We start from the raw sequence: 20319 nt of genomic DNA, 5'->3' as shown, positions 1-20319 counted from the left end.
GCTCTAATCATCCTTATAATGATCCAGAACCGCCTTGATGCCCCTTATAGGGATTATGATCCATTCAGGGCGGTTCTCTATTTCGTAATTAAGCTCTGTAAGTGCTTTTTCCAGTAAAAAAGTATTGATAAGAATCTTAAAATCTTCATGCTTTTTGGGTACATAATCCCTCGAGCCTGCTTTATCCAGGTATCCTTTTATGTAAAGCCTGCTAATGTAATAGTGCCATTTCTCAGCCCATTCTTCCAGGTCACCTTCCTTGCGTTGCTGGTCATATTCCTGGGACAAAATATTACTGTAGGCGGCATAATGCAGCGATCTTATCATGGCAGCTAGATCTCGCATTGCCGATCTTCTAATACGTCTTTCACTGAAAGATTTAGAAGGGTCGCCTTCAAAACTGTTCATAATATATTCACGGCCTGTCCAAAGGATCTGCCTTAGATGATAATCACCGTGGGTCCTAATCTTCATTACCGGGATCTTATGATCGTAGATATCTTTAAAACATTCTAAAATATCTTTCTTTACACCAAGGACCTCTTTGGCTTCTTTCGCCGTATTTTCAGGAAGATCTTTTATCACTTTTTTCAAGTTTTCAAGACTTGTCCTGGTTAAAGTCTGTAAACCTGAAAATAAAGATCTCTGGTAATGCAGGGAAGATTCTTCTTTATCAAAATCCTTGTCTGTTGAATGCTGGGAAAGGGCATCATGAAGTTCAGCTGTAAATTCACCCAGCTGGTATATTCTTTCAGGTAAAATAATCCCCGTAATTTCCTGAACCGGTTTTGGAAAATCTTCATATCCCAACGGAAGCGTGATATGATCTTCCAGTTTATTTATTTCAATATCCTTTTTAGCAGTAAGCACACGTTCAAAGTACCTGTCCAGGGAATCTTTTACATGCGTCCATACTTCTCCCTGGTTTTCGATGATCTGCTGAAGCATTCCCAGGAAATATGACTTTCCAGATTTCTGGCTGAATCTCATTGCACCGGCATACCTGGAGATCTTTTCAAAATCTGTTTTTGTAGAAAGGAATTTTATGGTCTCGATATCTGGATTGAAGGTTTGATCCAGTTTTCTGTAAAGTTTTAAAATAAGCGCGTTATCATAAGTAATGATGGTTTGCCTTTGTTCTGTGCTCACCAGCTCAGATCTTGGCTCTTTATCCAAATCTTTTATAAGGGATTTTTCAGCTGAAAAATCTAATTCTCCCGATGCTGTTTTAGATCTTTTGGATCCCCGGAAACCTTCTATCAAATGATCTCTGAATTCTTCGGCATAAACCGAATCGAATAAGTACCCTTCTTCCTTATCAATTTTTAGTTTCGCGATGATCCCACGCTTAGGAATCTCATTCAATAAATTTTCATTTTCTACTGACACAAATGAAACCGGAAGCTGATAGAACTCTGGCAAACCTTCATTATAGGTTACTTCCAGGATAATGATCCTTGTTGGCAGGTCTTTAATTTTGATTTCAATCGATTCTTTGACTGTAATATCCTGAAGTATCCTTCCTGCGCTTTCAAACCATCTTCTGTGCTCTAGGTATGGAGGCAGGATCTTTCCAGATAATTCCTGAAGTGTTCTATTCTTTAAAAGGTTATTCCAATTATCGATTTTAAGTAAAGGAATTTTACTTCCGCCTTCAACCCTTTCTCTTTCTTTTTCCAGGGCGAACCAGTAATAGCCATAGGGCGAAAGTGTAAACAGGTATGGCCTTTCGGTTATCTTCGGAAACCTGTTATGGCTGAAGACTTCCACGGGAGTATAGCCTTTAAAATCTTCAAGATCCAGTTCTGCGGGTTGTGAAAAACGGGAAAGATTTCCCAGTACCAGGATCTTTTCATCTTTATAAATTCTAGTATAGGCAATGATCTTTGAATTAGAAGGTGAAAGGAATTCAATATCTCCTCTTCCAAAAGCCTTATATTTTTTGCGCATCCCAATGATCCTTTTCATCCACCATAGAAGAGAGGAAGAGATCATTTGCTGGGTTTCCACGTTTATAGATTCATATTTATACTCAGGATCTATGATGAGTGGTAGATACAGTTTCTGCGGATTCGCAAGTGAGAATCCTGCGTTTCGGTCTGCCGTCCATTGCATAGGTGTTCTTACCCCATCCCGGTCTCCCAGGTAAAAATTGTCTCCCATCCCGATCTCATCACCGTAATAGATAATAGGTGTTCCCGGTAAAGAGAATAGCAGCATGTTCATGAGCTCTATTTTGCTACGGTTATTATCGAGCAGCGGAGCCAGTCTGTGTCTTATTCCAACGTTGATCTTTGCCTGAGGGTCTTTGGTATAAACCTTATACATATAATCCCGCTCTTCATCGGTCACCATTTCCAGGGTAAGTTCGTCGTGATTCCTTAGGAAGATTCCCCATTGGCAATTTTCAGGAATATCGGGGGTCTGGTCTATGATATCAATAATAGGGTAGCGGTCCTCCATTTTTACAGCCATGAACATTCGAGGCATGATAGGGAAGTGATAGTTCATGTGACATTCATCTCCATCGCCAAAGTAAGCTGCGGAATCTTCAGGCCACATATTAGCTTCAGCAAGAAGCAATTTGTTATCATAATTTTTGTCTACATGAGCCCTGAGTTTTTTCAGGAATTCATGGGTCTGGGGAAGGTTCTCACAATTGGTGTCTTCTCTTTCAAATAAATACGGAACGGCATCCAGCCTGAAACCGTCAACTCCCATCTTACACCAGTAATCCATTATATCGAATACTTCCTGCTGAACTTTGGGATTATCGAAGTTAAGGTCGGGTTGATGCGAGAAAAACCGGTGCCAGTAATAAGATTGAGCTTCAGCATCCCAACTCCAGTTGGAAGGTTCAGTATCTGTGAAAATTATGCGGGCATCTTTGTATTTATGTGGATCATCGCTCCAAACGTAATACTCTCGCTCTTCTGAACCCTTAGGGGCTTTTCTTGCTCTTTGAAACCACTCATGCTGATCTGAAGTGTGATTGATCACCAGCTCGGTAATAACTTTTAATCCGCGACTATGGGCTTCATTTAGAAAGATCTTAAAATCTTCCACATTTCCATAAGAAGGATTTATATTGTAATAATCTGCAATATCATAACCATCATCCCGTAATGGCGATGGATAAAATGGCAAAAGCCAGATGGCGGTAACTCCCAGATCCTCCAGGTAGTCCAGTTTTTGCATAAGCCCTTCAAAATCTCCAATTCCATCACCGTTGCTATCAAAAAAGGCCTTTATATGGAGTTCATAAATAATTGCGTCTTTGTACCAGTGATTTTCTTTAGAATTGGAACTTTTAGCCATAAGAGAATTTTAAATAATTAAAGATGAGGAGTTAGTCTTTTTAAATTTAAAAAATATGTGCTCCTTCAGAGTTAAAAATATACTAAGACTCTAATTATTAATTTATTAAATCGAACAATTTGAGTGTAAGACATAAAAAAAGCGGGAGATCAATCCCGCTTTTTTTATTCTAAATCTATTAGACGATACTATAGATTAATATTCAGTTTCGCATAGTAATATGCTCCTCCAAAGCCCATTTGTACAGCATCCCAGTAACCTCCTGCTTCGGTCCAGTCGTCCTGCTGATCTGGATAAACATTAAACAGGTTGTTACTACCAACATTAAGTTTCAAAGCGTCATTCAATTTAAAACCAAGATTTAGGTCTGTAACAATTTTAGAATCGTATACATCTGAAGCCGCTGCAACCTGGTTAGCTAAACTTCCATAATCTGCTACATCTTCGAACATTTGAAAATCAAGAAGAGTTATTTCGCTGAACCTTGTCAAGCCGAGTGCTACATCAAACCATTCGATATCATAAGTGAGGTTTAAGGTCAGTTTACTATCGGGTGCAGATGCAAGTAAAAAGGACTTGTCTCTTTCTCCAAAGAATGTCTGTTCATCAAGGTTATCATTTTTCACATCGGTAATGGTCATATCGTTGAAGTTTCCTATAAAGCTGGTGGTAAGTTTACCTTCACCTAGACTAAACTCATTTGATAGAACTATGTCCAGACCTACCGTTTCAGTATCTGCACCATTAGCAAAGAATTGAGCTGCTTCTACATTGTCGATCTGTGGAGCGTCAAAATTACCTGTTAGTACGATACGATCCTGTACATTGATATAATAACCATCAACTGTAGCAGTGAATTTTCCAAAATTCGCTGTAAATCCCAGTGAAGCATTTAAAGCTGTTTCTTCCTGCAAAGGTCCAATTCCGAATGAAGCAGTTACCGGACTATTGTTCGGGGATAATAAAGACTCTAAGGCCTCACCACCTACGAAGTTCGTAAACTTAAGATTGTAATAGATCTGGGCCAGGGAAGGAGCTCTAAAACCTGTACTTACAGAACCTCTTATATTAATATCGTCTGTGGCCTTTAATCTTGCAGCAAGTTTACCGTTAAGGGTGCTACCAAAATCACTGTAGCTTTCAAATCTTGCAGCTGCTGCTAGAAGGAAAGCTTCAGTAAATTCGAATTCTGCATCTGCATAAAGGGAAACGTTAGACCTGCTTCTGTCAACTTCGTTATCTGGTCCATATCCCGGGAATCCCTGAGAACCGCCTGGTCTTGGATCTCCTGTTACAGGATCTATTGGCTGCATCTGTAAATCTGGATTCGTGATAGGAATTCCATCTACATCATAAGTGGCATAAGAAGCTTCCTCACCGGCGAAGATCTCGAAATTCTCTGTTCTATATTCTGCGCCAAAGGCAAAGTTTACCCCTTCCAGCATGTCTTCGTAGTATTTTGAGAAATCAAGGTTGATCACATTCTGGCTCAAATTATGACCACCGGCATCAAAGTCTGTTGGAGAAATATCTCCGAGAGATGCGTTGATTGTTCCTTTAATGTAATAATGGAAAAGGTTCTTTCCCCAGGTATTACTCAGGTCGATATTCCAACCACTTTCAGTTTTTGTTCTGAAACCTGCTGCAACCGAATTATCTGTGATAATAGAAGTGATCCTTGGTGTAAAACCATCAGGATAAACGCTAACCACATTTCTTGCGGTTGGATTGTTCCGTGTAAAAGCATAGGCGTCAGTATCCCTGTAATTTCTACCGCCAAAAGCATAGAATTCTGTGTTTTCTGAAATTGGGATGGCCAGGTTACCCATGAAGTTCACGCCTTCGATTGCAGCTTCACCAAAACCTCTTCTAAAATCAAAACCTGGACGAAGTGTCTTATTTTTATTAAGGTACTCAACGGTAAAGTTAGCATATCCATCTTCAGCTATTTCAAAGCCATAATTGGTAGTTACTTTAACCGAACCACCATCGAAGTTCTGATCATCACCAATGGCATTTCCATCTCTATCCGTATCTAACCTGTTTCCATCTGTATTTGGTGCTGCTTCCGGAAAATCTCCTTCAGCATTGGTATTGTAGAATCCATAATTAACGCTTCCGGTAAATTCCTCAACAGCATCTTTTAAAACGATATTAATTACCCCGGCAATAGCATCTGAACCATATTGTGCTGCGGCACCATCTCTAAGGATCTCTATTCTTTTTATAGACGCGGCAGGAATAGCGTTAAGATCTGTCCCGGTATTTCCCCGACCTCTTGTACCAAAAATGTTGATTAGGGAAGACTGGTGTCTTCTTTTTCCATTTACCAGTACTAAAGTTTGATCTGGTCCTAAACCTCTTAGTGAAGCAGGATCAATGTGATCTGCCCCATCAGACCCCGACTGTTTGTTGGCATTGAAAGAAGGTGCGGCATATTGCAGCATCTCGTTAATTTCTATTTTACCAGTTTGGGTGTTAACCTCGCTTACATCTATAACGTCTACGGCTACAGGTGTGTCTGTTGAGGTTCTCTTTGGGCTTCTGGAACCTACCAGTTGAACTTCCCCTAAAGAAACCCCATCGGCCAGGGTTACATCGATCTGGGATCGACCGTTTACAGCGACTTCCTGCTCTTCAAAGCCTACAAAGCTAAAAACCAGTGTAGCTTCAGGATCTACCTCAATAGTATACTGACCATCAAAATCTGTTGAGGTTCCATTTTCAGTTCCTTTTTCATACACATTTACTCCCGGAAGTGGGGTTCCGGAATTATCTGTTACCACTCCTTTAATTTCCTCCTGTGAAAAGAGTAAAACCGGGAGTGAAAAGAATGAAATTAATAGTAAGATTTTTTTCATTTTGTTGGGTGTTTGGTTAATTTATTTAAGCAATATAATTAAAATGATTAACGATATTAATGAAATGGTGATAATCAATAAATACGCTTCAATAATTATTGAATTAGGAAAATAGGCGGGTAAGATTTGCGAAATCTCTTCTAATTGTTTTGTTATTTATTGAGTAGAAGTAATTATGAAATACTCTTAGATAATACCTATCTTTGCAGCCGCAAAAACAAAGCATCTAAATTATTATATATGAAAGCTGGAATTGTAGGACTGCCTAACGTTGGTAAATCAACATTGTTTAACTGTTTGAGTAATGCAAAAGCACAGAGTGCAAATTTCCCTTTTTGTACTATCGAGCCAAACGTTGGAGTAGTAAATGTTCCTGATCCCAGGTTATTGAAACTGGAAGAATTGGTAAATCCTGAAAAGGTTGTACCTGCTACCGTAGAAATAGTAGATATCGCCGGATTAGTAAAAGGAGCTAGTAAAGGTGAGGGGCTTGGAAACCAGTTTTTAGGAAATATCAGGGAAACAGATGCAATCCTGCATGTTCTAAGATGTTTTGAAGATGACAATATTGTGCATGTTGATGGTTCTATAGATCCTATCAGGGATAAGGAAACTATCGATATGGAGCTTCAGTTGAAAGACCTTGAAACTACTGAAAAGAAGCTTGAGAAGGTTAAAAGAGCTGCCAAGACCGGTAATAAAGAAGCCCAGAAAGAGGAAGCTGCTTTATTAAAAGTAAAGGCAGGACTTGAAGCTGGTAAATCTGTTCGCGCAATAGACCTAACCGAGGATGAGCGTAAAGAATTCATCGCTCCATTACAGTTCATTACAGATAAGCCAGTAATGTACGTTTGTAACGTTGATGAAGGAGCTGCTGTAGAAGGAAATGCTCATGTAGAAAAAGTAAGAGAGGCCGTTAAGGATGAAAATGCTGAGGTTTTAGTGCTTGCGGTAGGAACTGAAGCCGATATTACCGAATTAGACGATTTTGAAGAAAGACAAATGTTTCTTCAGGATATAGGATTAGACGAACCAGGATCTGCAAAACTTATCCGTGGTGCTTACCAACTTTTAGATCTTCAAACCTATTTTACTGCCGGGGTTAAAGAAGTGAGAGCCTGGACCATACCTGTAGGAGCTTCTGCACCTCAGGCCGCCGGAGTGATCCATACAGATTTTGAAAAAGGCTTTATTCGAGCTGAGGTTATTGGTTATGACGACTACGTGAATTTTGGAAGTGAAGCCAAGGTGAAAGAAGCGGGTAAGATGCGCGTGGAAGGAAAGGAATACATCGTTAAAGATGGCGATGTGATGCATTTCCGTTTCAATGTCTAAGAGACCTGGTCTCCAAAAATAACTGAAATAATAAATAAAAAATTTCGTCTGAACCGTAGCGTTTTTGAGGCTGTTTGGGATGATGAAATCTGTGCTAAATTCTCATTTTCAGCATGGTAATTATTTAATCTTATACCCGGGTAAATGCCTGGGTTGCCTTAATTAACATTTATTCTAAAATCTTTGTTAATTACTTTACGCATTATCTATTTCAATTTTTAAGCTATAGCCTTATATTTAGGCCATAACTCCATGACTACTTATGAGCGAGAATACTAAATATACCGAAGATAATATTCGGTCATTAGACTGGAAGGAGCATATTCGTATGCGTCCCGGAATGTATATCGGGAAGCTTGGAGATGGTTCTAGTCAGGATGATGGGATATATATACTTTTAAAAGAAGTTATAGATAACAGTATTGATGAGTTCGTGATGGGCGCCGGGAAAACTATTGAGATCTCTGTGCAGAATCAACGGGTCATCGTTCGTGACTTTGGTAGGGGTATCCCTCTTGGAAAGGTTGTAGATGTAGTTTCCAAGATGAACACCGGTGGTAAGTATGATACCAGGGCTTTTAAAAAGTCTGTAGGTTTAAACGGTGTTGGTACCAAAGCAGTTAACGCGCTTTCCTCATATTTTCGTGTGGAATCCTCCAGGGATTCAAAAAGTCACGCTGCCGAATTTGAGCAGGGTAATTTGATGGAGGAGGAGCATCTTGATGAAACTTCCCGCCGAAGAGGAACCAAGATCACTTTTATTCCAGATGAAGTGATTTTCAAGAATTATAAGTTCAGAAATGAATATATCGAGAAAATGCTTAAGAACTATGTGTATCTCAATCCGGGGTTAACGATAGTTTTTAATGGAGAAAAGTTCTATTCTGAAAATGGATTGAAAGATCTTCTGGGAGATAGTATTCATGAAGATGATATGCTTTACCCTATCATTCACCTCAAAGGTGAGGATATCGAAGCAGCGATCACGCACAGTAAATCCCAGTATAGCGAAGAATATCATTCTTTTGTGAATGGTCAAAATACTTCCCAGGGGGGTACGCACCTGGCCGCGTTCAGAGAGGCCGTGGTAAAGACCATTCGTGAATTCTACGGAAAAAATTATGAGGCCAGTGATATTAGAAAATCTATTGTTGCTGCTATTAGTATAAAAGTAATGGAACCGGTTTTCGAAAGTCAGACGAAGACAAAACTAGGTTCTACAGATATGGGTGGAGAATTACCTACGGTAAGAACCTATATCAATGATTTCGTAAAAAGGCACCTTGATAATTACCTTCATAAGAATCCTGAAACTGCCGAGAATCTTCAGCGCAAAATTCTTCAGGCTGAAAGAGAGCGTAAAGACCTTTCCGGAATTAGAAAACTTGCGAAAGACAGGGCTAAAAAAGCCAGTCTTCATAATAAGAAATTAAGGGATTGCCGGGTTCATCTTGGCGATAGCAAGCACGAGCGTTGTTTAGAAACTACCCTTTTCATTACCGAGGGTGATTCTGCAAGTGGGTCCATTACCAAAAGCAGGGATGTGGTTACCCAGGCGGTTTTCAGTTTAAAGGGTAAACCGCTTAATAGTTACGGTCTTTCAAAAAAGATCGTTTACGAAAATGAAGAGTTCAACCTGCTGCAAGCGGCGCTGAATATTGAAGAATCTCTGGAAGACCTGAGATATCATAATATCGTGATCGCGACCGATGCCGATGTGGATGGTATGCATATTCGACTATTATTGATCACATTTTTCCTTCAGTTCTTCCCAGAGCTTATTAAGGAAAATCACTTATATATTCTGCAAACCCCATTATTCAGAGTGCGTAACAAAAAAGAAACCATTTATTGTTACAGTGAAATGGAGCGTAAGCAGGCTATTGAGAAACTTTCGGGTAAACCAGAGATCACCCGATTTAAAGGTTTGGGTGAAATTTCTCCGGATGAATTTGTTCATTTCATTGGGGAAAATATCCGTTTAGACCCTGTAATGTTAGACAAGGATAAGTCTATCGAAGAAATGCTGAGTTTCTATATGGGTAAGAACACACCAGACCGTCAGGAATTTATTATCGAAAACCTGAAATTTGAACTTGACCTGGTTGAAGAGCTTGGAATATGAGATTTACCAATAGAAATGAGGTCAAGATAATACCGTCTATTTATATCGTTCTTGTAGCGGTATTTGTCACCAACGTATTTGTGAATATCGAAATCATGGCTTCTTCTGAAACTGAACAGGAGTTAAGTTTCAGCCATTTTCTTCCAAATATCGTCACCTTATTGATTGGTTTATATGTGCATAGAATTGGTCAGGTCTTCGAATTCGACAGCGATGGCGAGACCCTGAATTTTAAGAATAATGGCGTCTTCTTTTCTAAGTTCATGGAATATCGTGTAAAAAAGGCTGAATTCCCTAAACGGAAACTTGGAAAATTCAAGTTTGTAGATTTTGGGATCTATTCGGCCCTTACCATTTACATTAGTTCCAGAAGAAAAAGAGGCTATAGAAAATATACATTCAATACTACATTTTTAACCCGAAAAAAGAAAAGGGGGATGGTTGATTCCTTGAACAAGGTATTAGAGACCACTCCTAAAGTTACTGCCTAATGGAAGAAAACCAAGAAGGAGCTCAGGAAGAGCAGTTTGAAAGTAAAGAAGAACTTATAAAGGTAACCGGCATGTACAAAGACTGGTTCCTGGATTATGCTTCATACGTGATCCTGGAACGGGCGGTACCTGCAATCGAAGACGGATTTAAACCTGTACAGCGACGTATCATGCACTCCATGAAGGATCTTGATGACGGTCGTTACAACAAGGTGGCGAATATCGTTGGACATACCATGCAGTATCACCCTCATGGTGATGCCAGTATTGGTGATGCCATGGTACAGATAGGCCAGAAGGATATCCTTATAGATACCCAGGGTAACTGGGGAAATATTCTTACAGGTGACCGGGCAGCAGCTCCCCGTTATATCGAGGCGAGGCTATCAAAATTTGCTTTAGAGGTTCTTTTTAGTCCTAAACTTACTGAATGGCAACTTTCTTACGATGGTAGAAAGAAAGAACCGGTGAATCTTCCGGTGAAATTCCCAATGCTACTGGCTCAGGGAGCTGAAGGTATTGCCGTAGGATTGAGTACAAGATTTCTTCCGCATAACTTTAATGAACTTATAGACGCTTCCATTTTACATCTGAAAGGAAAAAGTTTTAAACTTTTCCCTGATTTCCCAACTGGCGGAATTGCAGATGTTTCCAATTACAATGACGGGAAACGTGGGGGTAGAGTAAGAATAAGGGCTAAGATCAATCAGCTGGATAAAAACACGCTGGTGATCAACGAGATCCCTTATGGAACGAATACTTCCAGTCTTATAGATTCAATTCTTAAGGCTAATGACAAAGGAAAGATCAAGGTTAAAAAGATCGAGGATAACACGGCTGCTGAAGTTGAGATCCTCATCCATTTACCAAATAATATATCTCCAGATAAAACCATTGATGCACTTTACGCTTTCACTCAATGTGAAAATTCTTTAGCGCCATTGGGTTGTGTGATCATAGATCATAAGCCAATATTCCTAGGAGTATCTGAAGTGCTAAGGAGATCTACAGATCATACGTTGCATTTGCTTAAGCGTGAACTTGAGATCAAATTAGATGAACTCGAGGAACAATGGCATTTTGCGTCTCTGGAAAGGATCTTTATTGAAAATCGTATTTATCGCGATATAGAGGAAGAAGAAACATGGGAAGGTGTTATCGAGGCGATAGACAAAGGTTTAAAACCTCACACGAAACATTTAAAAAGAGCGGTAACCGAAGAGGATATTGTGAGACTGACTGAAATTCGAATCAAAAGAATTTCAAAATTCGATATAGATAAGGCGCAACAGAAGATCGATGCTTTAGAAGGAGAAATTGCCCAGGTGAAACATCACCTGGATAATATCGTGGACTTCGCGATAGATTATTTCAAAAAACTTAAGAAAGACTACGGAACCGGAAGAGAAAGAAAAACGGAACTGAGACTTTTTGAAGATATTGAAGCTACCAAGGTAGTAATTAGAAACACCAAGCTTTACGTGAACCGCGCTGAAGGATTTGTAGGTACTGCCTTGAAAAAGGATGAGTATGTTACCGACTGTTCAGATATCGATGATGTTATCTGTTTTACAGCAGATGGTAAGATGATGGTTACTAAGGTGGACAGTAAAACCTTTATTGGAAAGGATATTATCCATGTGGCTATTTTCAAGAAAAAAGATAAACGCACCATCTATAATATGGTGTACCGTGACGGGAAAGCAGGGAATACTTATGTGAAACGTTTCGCAGTTACCTCGGTGACCAGGGATCGTGAATATGATCTTAGCCAGGGTAAAAAGGATTCTAAAGTTCTTTATTTCTCTGCAAATCCGAATGGTGAAGCTGAAGTGGTTACCGTTTTACTTCGTCAGGTAGGAAGCATCAGGAAGGTTAAGTTTGATCTTGATTTCGCAGATGTCCTTATCAAAGGTCGAAACGTAAAAGGAAATATTGTCACCAAGTATTCTGTAAAACGCATCGAGATGAAAGAGGAAGGGGTTTCTACCCTAAAACCTCGCAGGATCTGGTTCGATGATACAGTTAAGAGATTAAATGTTGATGAACGAGGAGAACTTCTTGGTGAATTTAGAGGAGAAGACCGTTTATTGATAGTTACTCAGGATGGAGTTGCAAAAACTATCAAGCCTGAACTAACTACCAGGTTCGATAACGAGATCATCGTTCTGGAGAAATGGGTGAAAGACAAGCCTATTTCAGCTATTTACTGGGAACCTGAAAAGGAACGTTATTATGTGAAACGTTTCATTATAGAACACCCAGACAAGGAGGAAAAATTCATTTCAGACCACGAAGATTCGTTCCTTGAGATCGTTTCTACAGATTATTATCCAATGGCAGAAGTTGTTTATACCAAGCCAAAAGGAAAAGAACGCCGTGAAAACGAAGAAGTAAATCTTGCCGAATTTATTGCGGTTAAAGGTATCAAGGCTTTAGGAAATCAGCTGACTTCAGATAAAGTGAACCAGATAAATCTTCTTGATCCAATTCCATACGAGGAACCGGAAAATGAGGATGAGGAAAATGAAGATGAAGATTCTGAAGAAAACGAAGAGATCAGCGGGGAGGATATAAAAGCAGGTAAGATAAAAGCACCTGAAAAAGGAAAGAATTCTGATGGGCAACCATCTCTTTTTGATGAGTAATGGGAATATTCAAGGAGTTTAAAGAATTTGCCGTAAAAGGCAATATGATAGACATGGCGGTGGGTATTATTATTGGTACCGCCTTTAATAAAGTGGTAGATGTGCTGGTAAAACAGGTGATCATGCCGCCACTTAGCATGTTGACCAATGGTGTAAATTATGCCGACAGGAAAATAATCCTTCAGGACGCTTCCGGAATTCAGGGAGAGCCAGGTTTTGCCGAGGAAGTTTCTATAGGCTACGGTCTTTTGATCGAGACCTTAATAGATTTCCTGGTTATTGGTTTTGTTGTTTTCCTGGTAGTGAAGTTCATGAACCGCTTTCGCAATAAGGCCCAGGATCCCAAGAATACTAAAGTGGTAACTCCTAAAGATATCGAGCTGCTATCCAGTTTAAATGATAAGATGGAAGAGCAGAATAAGTTATTAAGGGAAAGGCAGGGTTAGTTAGAAACTTTATTCACTTTTCCCTTGGCCTTTTTTGAGCTGCCTACCTGTCCATACTCAAACGTATAACCATCTTTGGTTGTAGTAAGTATTTTTATGTGTATCGGCTTTTCTTCAGCCATACCTGCAGGATTGGTATTCCTTAGAATATATTCGCACTCATTAATCCAGCGAACGCTGGAAGTATCTGTCTTCCCCTGGAACTTCTCGATCTCTATACTGTCATTTCTAATAAAACGGGAAGTCACTAATTCACCATTAATAAAACTCTCAAATTCGTAAGTTCCTGTTCTATAATCCTGGCAATTCCTTTCTGCATTAAAACAGGAGCATAAAAGCAAAAGACTGAATAAAGCGGTTATTTTCTTCATACCGCAAAATAATTCAATTTAGGCGGAATAATCAATTTTCGAAGGCTTCAAAACTTCCGTCTGCATAAAATATAACGATCTTCTTAATTTCCTTTCCAGGTTTACCTGATGGAAAAGAGGGAGCTTGTTCCTGCGAAACATTTTGAGCAGGCTGATAATTTAAGGATGGAGCAGCAGGCTTTTCTTCGATGCTGGGTTTTTCGATTTCTGTCTTTGCATCTTCACCTGCTGGAAATTTACCTTTTCCATTTAGCAACCAGTATAATTCTACCTCCGGAAAATTCTGCACAACCTTCATCACAAAGTCCAGACTTGGTTTGTTTCTGCCAGATAGAATATGTGAAATAGAGGAGCGCCCAACTTCAATTTTATCGGCAAAAGCAGCGGCCGATAGATCATAAAAATCAAGGATCTTATTCAGTCGCGAAGCGAACTTTTCAGTGTTTACCATTGTAACATTATTAGGTTGTGAATTACATTTACAAATGTAAATAATATTTACAAGAATACACTGTTACATCTGTAAACAATTAATAACAACGCAAACAAAAACTTTAGTTAAACATAATTAAACTACTAAAAATCAACTATTTAAATGTTTAGAAAATTATTGTAGGATTATTTCCAAGGCAGACTGGTATTGGCCTGGTGTCGGTGTTTACAATTGTTTACAACAACAGTAAATTTACGTGTTTACAATTGTAAAATATACATTGTTTAGTTTTGTAAACATGAAAAATGAAGAGCTTAAAGATTTGTTTCAGGATGACTTTTATTCTCAAGTAAAATTCGAAAAAGTAACCGGCAGATATATTACAAATAAGGATCTGGAATTGTTTTTAAAAACTGTTCCCGGTAAATTCGAATTGAAAGAAATTGGCCAGTCTTTTGAAAAAAGATCGATCAGAATGATCACTCTTGGAAAAGGTGAAACCAAAATTCTAGCCTGGTCACAGATGCACGGAAATGAAGGAACAACTACAAAAGCTGTTTTCGACCTGTTAAATGCTTTCCATCTAAAAGAAGATGAACGGGTTCTTTCTGAGATCTTAAATAATTGCACTATATATATAATCCCTATTCTGAATCCTGACGGAGCCGAGGCTTACACCCGGGTAAATGCGAATAAAGTTGATCTAAATCGCGACATGAAGGATCTAAGTCAGCCGGAAAGCCGACTTTTAATGGAGCAGTTTCATAGGATCAAACCCGATTTTTGTTTGAATCTGCATGATCAGCGAACTATTTTCAGTGCAGGCGAAACTTCTGAGCCTGCTACACTTTCATTTTTAACTCCATCTAAGGATCAGGAGCGAAGTATTGATGATTTCAGGAAGCAAAGCATGAGTTTGATCGCTGGGATGGCAAAAGATCTTTCTAATGACCTTAAAGGAAAGATCGGGAGATATGATGATGCCTTTAATATTAATTGTGCCGGGGATACCTTTCAAAATCTTTCGATTCCTACAATCCTATTCGAGGCAGGTTATTTCCCAGGCGATTATGAAAGAGAACGCACCAGACACTACGTGTCTAAGGCGCTGTTTTCCTGTATTTATCAAATCGCTGGCAATTCCTATGATGTTGCAGCTTATGAAGATTACTTTAATATTCCAGAGAATAAGAAGCTTTTTAATGATTTGATTATAAGAAATGCTTTGGTTGAGGGTAGATCTGTAGATATAAGCATTCAGTTCAAAGAAGAGTTAAAGGAGGGAAAGGTGAATTATGTTCCGGTGATAGAAGAAATCAAGGGGAAAATTCCAAAATACGCTCATAGAGAAATAGATGCGGCCAATAGCGCGGTTAAGCTACCTGATGGAGCTAAAATTGACGAAAACGTTGTAGTTAATAAAATTATCTTAAATAATGAGAAATTACAGGTTAAATATCAATAAATGTCCAATTAATTGACAATAATTCAATGATTTTGTATTAATTTTGAAGTTCATTAAAAAAAGAACTTTAAAATGGCCAAGTTTAAATTAGACGAAACAGACCACCAGATTCTTGATATGCTTATTGAGAATACTAGGACACCATTTACAGATATTGCTAAGAAACTTCTTATTTCTGCCGGTACAGTTCACGTTAGAGTTAAGAAGATGGAGGAAGCCGGAATTATCATAGGCTCGTCTTTAACCCTGGATTACAAGAAATTAGGATATGCTTTCATCGCGTATGTTGGTGTTTTCCTTAAAAATACCTCTCAAACAAAATTTGTGCTTGAAAGAATCAACGAGATCCCATTTGTGACCGTGGCCCACGTTACAACTGGCAAGTTCAATGTTTTTTGCAAGATCCGTGCGAAGAACACGCAGCATGCAAAGGAAATTATCTTTCAGTTAGATGATATCGAAGGAGTTTATAGAACAGAAACCATGATTTCTCTAGAAGAGAGTATTAATGATAAAAAACGATTGATGCATTCCATTTTTAAAGAGATGTAGACAGTCCTAAACTTTTATTAAAGACCCTTTAGACTTCTTTGTTTAAAGGGTTTTTTTATAAATTTAAAAAAATTGACCACCCTAAAAATTAATTATGCACAGAGAACCGAGATTAGATAGATTTAATGACAACGTGCTTGCAAAATACCAGGTTTATAATAGTATCTTTTTAACCCTGCCGTATGATGAAATTAAAAAGACCGGAGCCTTATTGCCACTTTTTCAGGAAATTTGTGAGGCTGGATTCAAGAATAACGAGAATCCGTCAGAGATAGTTCAGCGCTTTTTCGACAAATATGGTGAGAATCCAACCGAAGAGGAGAAGATTGACCTTCTTTTCAGGTTCATTCAGTACATAGAAAGGCAGGTTGTGCTTTTTGATGCGATCGAGGACGCTTCTTTTTCCATAGTTAATAATATGGACGGTCGTGGTACCCTGCGTAGTGTTAAGGAAGAGGCTGAGGCTAAGCAGAAAGTAGGAGAATTGAAGGAGTATCTCAAAAGGTTTAAGGTTAGGCCAACTCTTACCGCGCATCCAACGCAATTTTATCCTGGTACTGTTCTAGGGATCATAACAGATCTGGATCAGGCTATACGTAAGAACGACCTGGTAAGAATCAAGCAATTACTTGCCCAATTAGGTAAAACGCCATTTTTCAAAAAAGAAAAACCAACTCCTTACGACGAGGCGGTTAATTTGATCTGGTATTTTGAGAATGTGTTTTATCAGAGTGCCAGTAAGATCCATAATTATATACAACAAAATATTTTTGATGGGGAAGATGTAGGTAACCAGGTAATCAATCTTGGTTTCTGGCCTGGGGGTGATCGTGATGGGAATCCTTTTGTCACTACAGATATTACCCTGAGAGTCGCTAAAAGATTACGAAAAACTATATTGCTCAATTACTACCGCGATGTAAGAGAGTTGAAAAGAAGATTGACCTTTAGAGAGGTGCATGAACTAATGGCCAAAATCGAAAAAGGTCTTTATGATTCTGCAGTTTCTAAATCTGGAAGTATTAAACTACCACTTGAGGATCTAAAACGTAAACTGTATAAGATCAAAACTATACTTGAAGAAAAACATCAGTCTTTATTCATTGATGAATTAGACGATATGATTAATAAGGTTAATCTTTTTGGTTATCATTTCGCCACGCTGGACATTCGTCAGGATTCCAGTATCCACCAGGAAGTTCTTGATGAGATCATTAAGTTGAAGCCAGATCTTATTCCTTCTGATTTCAACCAGTTGGATGATAAAAAGCAAATCGAGATCTTGAGTAATGTTACTGCTAAGATAGATCCTGAAGAATTTGAAGAAGGTATGGGGAAAGCAACGATCTCTTCGATCTATGCCATGCAGGAAATTCAGGAGCAAAGTGGAGAGCAGGGAGCGAACAGGTATATTATTAGTAATTGTGGAAGTCCGCAAGGTGTTTTGCAACCATTCGCTTTTATAAGAATGACCGGTTGGGAAAAGCCAAGTGTAGATGTGGTTCCTTTATTTGAAACCGTTCCAGATCTTCAGGCTGCTCATAATGTGATGGAAACATTATATACCAATCCGGTTTATAAAGAACATCTGGAAAGACGCGGGAATAAACAAACCATTATGTTAGGTTTTAGTGATGGAACCAAGGATGGTGGATATTTAATGGCTAACTGGAGTATTTTCAAAGCTAAAGAGGCTCTTACCAAGATATCCAGGGAATACGGAATTAAAGTGGTCTTTTTTGATGGTAGAGGTGGACCACCGGCAAGAGGTGGTGGTAAAACACACCAGTTTTATGCATCTTTAGGGCCATCAATAGAAAATGAAGAAATTCAGCTTACGGTTCAGGGACAAACGATTAGTTCTAATTTCGGAACAAAAGATTCATGTGCTTATAACCTGGAACAATTATTAAGTTCCGGAGTTTCTAATGAGATATTCAGCAATGGTAAGAACGAATTGAAGGATGAGGACAGGAAGACCATGAGCGAGCTTGCTGAAGTGAGTTATGAGACCTATACTAATTTTAAAAAGCATCCAAGGTTTATACCTTACCTTGAAAAAATGAGTACGCTTAAGTATTATGCCAAGACCAATATTGGGAGCAGGCCTTCTAAGCGTAATAAATCTGCGGAATTGAATCTTTCAGACCTTAGGGCAATTCCTTTCGTGGGTAGCTGGAGCCAGTTAAAGCAAAATGTTCCGGGATTCTTCGGCGTTGGAACTGCTATGGAAAAGATGGAGAAAGAAGGGCAGTTCGATAGGGTAAAACAGCTATATGATAATTCAGAATTTTTCAGGACTTTACTGGAAAATAGTATGATGAGCCTTACCAAGTCATTCTTTCCTTTAACTGCTTATATGAAAAATGATGAGGAGTTCGGGGAGTTCTGGCAGCTGATCCATGAAGAGTTTGAACGCTCTAAGAAAATGTTATTGAAGGTAACTGGTTATGACAAATTAATGCAGAACCAACCTGCGGGAAAAGCTTCTATCGAAGCCAGAGAACGTATCGTATTGCCTCTTTTGACCATTCAGCAACACGCTTTAAGAACTTTACAGCAATTAAATAAACAGCCTGAGGGTGCTGAGAAGAAGATCGAGATCTATGAGAAGATAGTGACCAGGTCTCTTTATGGTAATATTAATGCAAGTAGAAATTCAGCATAAATGAAAAAATCACAATTGACCAAGGGTGAATTCGGGGAGTTCTATTCCGGGTATATCGATAGGTTAGATGATGAAGCAGAACTCATTTCAAGTCTTCAGGATAACACCGAAGAAATGATAGAGTTTTTTAAAAGCATTCCTTCAGAAAGATGGAACCACCGTTATCAGCCTGATAAATGGAGTTTACTGGATATGGTACAACATATAATCGATACCGAAAGGATTTTCCAGTACAGGGCACTTTGCTTTGCCAGGAATGAACAAAAGGCATTACCTGGTTTCGATCATGATCTTTATGTATTGAATGCCGGGGCAGAGCATAGAACAGGTGCAGGTCTAATCGAAGAGTTTAAAGCTGTAAGACAATCTGGAATTTACCTTTATAAGAGCTTTACAGATACGATGCTGAAGATCATAGGTAATATGAATGATGTGAATGCGTCACCCCGGGCTATAGGTTTTATTATGGTAGGCCATGCTAAACACCATAAGGACATCATAAAGAACAGGTATCTTTAATGTGGAAAAGCATTAAAATATTCCTGAAACTTTTAAAGAAATCCTACCAAAGCTGGGAAAAGAACGGAGCCTACGCGAAAAGTGCCACCATCGCATACTACGCTTTGTTCTCATTGCCTTCTTTACTAATAATAGTTGTTAGCATTGCTGGTTATTTCTTTGGGAGAGAAGCTGTCCAGGGTCGTTTAACCGGAGAAATCTCAGAATTTATAGGGGAGGATACCGCTAACGCGGTAGAAACCATGATCGAAAATGCGGCCTTAAGCCAGGATTCGACCCTCGCTTTGATATTTGGTCTCTCCATGCTGATCTTTGGTGCTACCGGTGTATTTTTCCAGCTGAAAATAGCCATGAACAATATATGGAACGTTGCGGCCAAAAAGACCAATTTTATGCGCCTGGTACTAGACAGGGTGATCTCTTTGGGAATGGTTTTCGTTCTGGGGCTGTTATTGCTTATTGCCATGGTGATTTCCGCTCTGCTTAAAATGATAGCCGGGGAAGTAGAGAATTTTTTCCCAGATATAACCGGGTTTATGGTCAATATCGCCAATTACGGTCTTTCTTTTATAATAATTACCACCCTTTTCGCGGCGATCTTCAAATTGCTGCCAGATATTAAAATTAGAATACGAACCACTTACGTAGGAGCTGGATTAACAGCAGTATTATTCCTGTTAGGTGAATCTGCCATAAGTTTTTATTTCGGGCAAAGTTCACCGGGTTCTGTTTACGGCGGAGCATCTTCTGTAGTGCTTATCTTATTATGGGTTTATTTCACCTGCCTTATTTTATTCTTTGGAGCAGAATTTACGGTTCAGTATGCCTTACTTCGGAAAGAGAAGGTTGTTCCTAATAGATTCGGGGAACCGGCGATCTACCAGGAAATGGAAAAGCTGGAGCAGAGAAAGATGGAACTTAAAGATGAAAAGCATATTCTGGACCGGCTCAAATCTCACCTGGATCTGGACGAAAAAGAGACTTCAGACAGCGATAAAGCCCAGTCTTAATAAAGGTTTAACGTAAGTCGCCCTAGTTTTAGTAGGCTCTTAATATAATTTCCCTTGGTTGCTTGTTATATTTGAAA

14 protein-coding genes are annotated in these 20319 nt (G+C 39.0%); 10 read left to right on the top strand and 4 right to left on the bottom strand.

The genetic code is table 11. The features are described 5' to 3' along the window. Positions 1-3: 3 nt before the first annotated feature. Both treS and C8P64_RS08570 read right to left on the bottom strand, forming a co-directional pair. Complete coding sequence (gene treS / locus C8P64_RS08575) at positions 4-3318, bottom strand: maltose alpha-D-glucosyltransferase (RefSeq protein ID WP_108171661.1); 3315 nt, start codon at positions 3316-3318, stop codon at positions 4-6. A gap of 188 nt (positions 3319-3506) precedes the next feature. After that, positions 3507-6179: a TonB-dependent receptor gene (locus C8P64_RS08570; protein ID WP_108171660.1), complete on the bottom strand. Its 2673-nt coding sequence runs from the start codon at positions 6177-6179 to the stop codon at positions 3507-3509. 240 nt (positions 6180-6419) lie between these two features. Between C8P64_RS08570 and ychF the strand changes: the two genes are divergently transcribed. From ychF to mscL, 5 genes are all read left to right on the top strand, one after another. Further along, positions 6420-7514, top strand: coding sequence for a redox-regulated ATPase YchF (gene ychF / locus C8P64_RS08565; RefSeq protein ID WP_108171659.1), 1095 nt, complete (start codon positions 6420-6422; stop codon positions 7512-7514). 262 nt (positions 7515-7776) lie between these two features. Continuing rightward, complete coding sequence (locus C8P64_RS08560) at positions 7777-9639, top strand: DNA topoisomerase IV subunit B (protein ID WP_108171658.1); 1863 nt, start codon at positions 7777-7779, stop codon at positions 9637-9639. Continuing rightward, on the top strand, positions 9636-10130 hold the full coding sequence (locus C8P64_RS08555) for a hypothetical protein (protein WP_108171657.1): 495 nt from the start codon (positions 9636-9638) through the stop codon (positions 10128-10130). The genes C8P64_RS08560 and C8P64_RS08555 overlap by 4 nt, the downstream gene beginning before the upstream one ends. Further along, the gene (locus C8P64_RS08550; protein ID WP_108171656.1) at positions 10130-12778 is read left to right on the top strand and encodes a DNA gyrase/topoisomerase IV subunit A; all 2649 of its coding nucleotides are present in this window, start codon (positions 10130-10132) and stop codon (positions 12776-12778) included. Before C8P64_RS08555 ends, C8P64_RS08550 begins: the two co-directional genes overlap by 1 nt. Continuing rightward, positions 12778-13224: a large conductance mechanosensitive channel protein MscL gene (mscL, locus tag C8P64_RS08545; RefSeq protein WP_108171655.1), complete on the top strand. Its 447-nt coding sequence runs from the start codon at positions 12778-12780 to the stop codon at positions 13222-13224. Before C8P64_RS08550 ends, mscL begins: the two co-directional genes overlap by 1 nt. Here the strand turns inward: mscL and C8P64_RS08540 are convergent. Both C8P64_RS08540 and C8P64_RS08535 read right to left on the bottom strand, forming a co-directional pair. Then, positions 13221-13595 carry a DNA topoisomerase IV gene (locus tag C8P64_RS08540; RefSeq protein WP_108171654.1) on the bottom strand — a complete coding sequence of 125 codons (375 nt, stop codon included), beginning with the start codon at positions 13593-13595 and terminating at the stop codon, positions 13221-13223. The two genes, mscL and C8P64_RS08540, sit on opposite strands and share 4 nt — an antisense overlap. Before the next feature lie 31 nt (positions 13596-13626). After that, positions 13627-14046: a helix-turn-helix domain-containing protein gene (locus tag C8P64_RS08535; RefSeq protein WP_108171653.1), complete on the bottom strand. Its 420-nt coding sequence runs from the start codon at positions 14044-14046 to the stop codon at positions 13627-13629. A gap of 280 nt (positions 14047-14326) precedes the next feature. On the opposite strand from C8P64_RS08535, the gene C8P64_RS08530 reads away from it, so the two are divergent. The 5 genes from C8P64_RS08530 to C8P64_RS08510 all read left to right on the top strand — a co-directional run bounded on the left by C8P64_RS08530 (position 14327) and on the right by C8P64_RS08510 (position 20242). After that, positions 14327-15493: a M14 family zinc carboxypeptidase gene (locus C8P64_RS08530; RefSeq protein WP_108171652.1), complete on the top strand. Its 1167-nt coding sequence runs from the start codon at positions 14327-14329 to the stop codon at positions 15491-15493. Between the two features lie 72 nt (positions 15494-15565). Beyond that, positions 15566-16045, top strand: a complete 480-nt coding sequence (locus C8P64_RS08525) for an Lrp/AsnC family transcriptional regulator (protein WP_108171651.1) — start codon at positions 15566-15568, stop codon at positions 16043-16045. 94 nt (positions 16046-16139) lie between these two features. Further along, complete coding sequence (locus tag C8P64_RS08520) at positions 16140-18713, top strand: phosphoenolpyruvate carboxylase (RefSeq protein WP_108171650.1); 2574 nt, start codon at positions 16140-16142, stop codon at positions 18711-18713. Next, positions 18714-19232, top strand: coding sequence for a DinB family protein (locus C8P64_RS08515; RefSeq protein WP_108171649.1), 519 nt, complete (start codon positions 18714-18716; stop codon positions 19230-19232). Then, positions 19232-20242, top strand: a complete 1011-nt coding sequence (locus C8P64_RS08510) for a YihY/virulence factor BrkB family protein (RefSeq protein ID WP_108171648.1) — start codon at positions 19232-19234, stop codon at positions 20240-20242. Before C8P64_RS08515 ends, C8P64_RS08510 begins: the two co-directional genes overlap by 1 nt. The last annotated feature ends 77 nt before the right edge of the window (positions 20243-20319 follow it).

Source organism: Christiangramia gaetbulicola (genome assembly GCF_003054225.1).
GTDB lineage: Bacteria > Bacteroidota > Bacteroidia > Flavobacteriales > Flavobacteriaceae > Christiangramia > Christiangramia gaetbulicola.
Note: the sequence above shows the minus strand (reverse complement) of the source record. Positions and strands in the feature narration are given on the sequence as shown.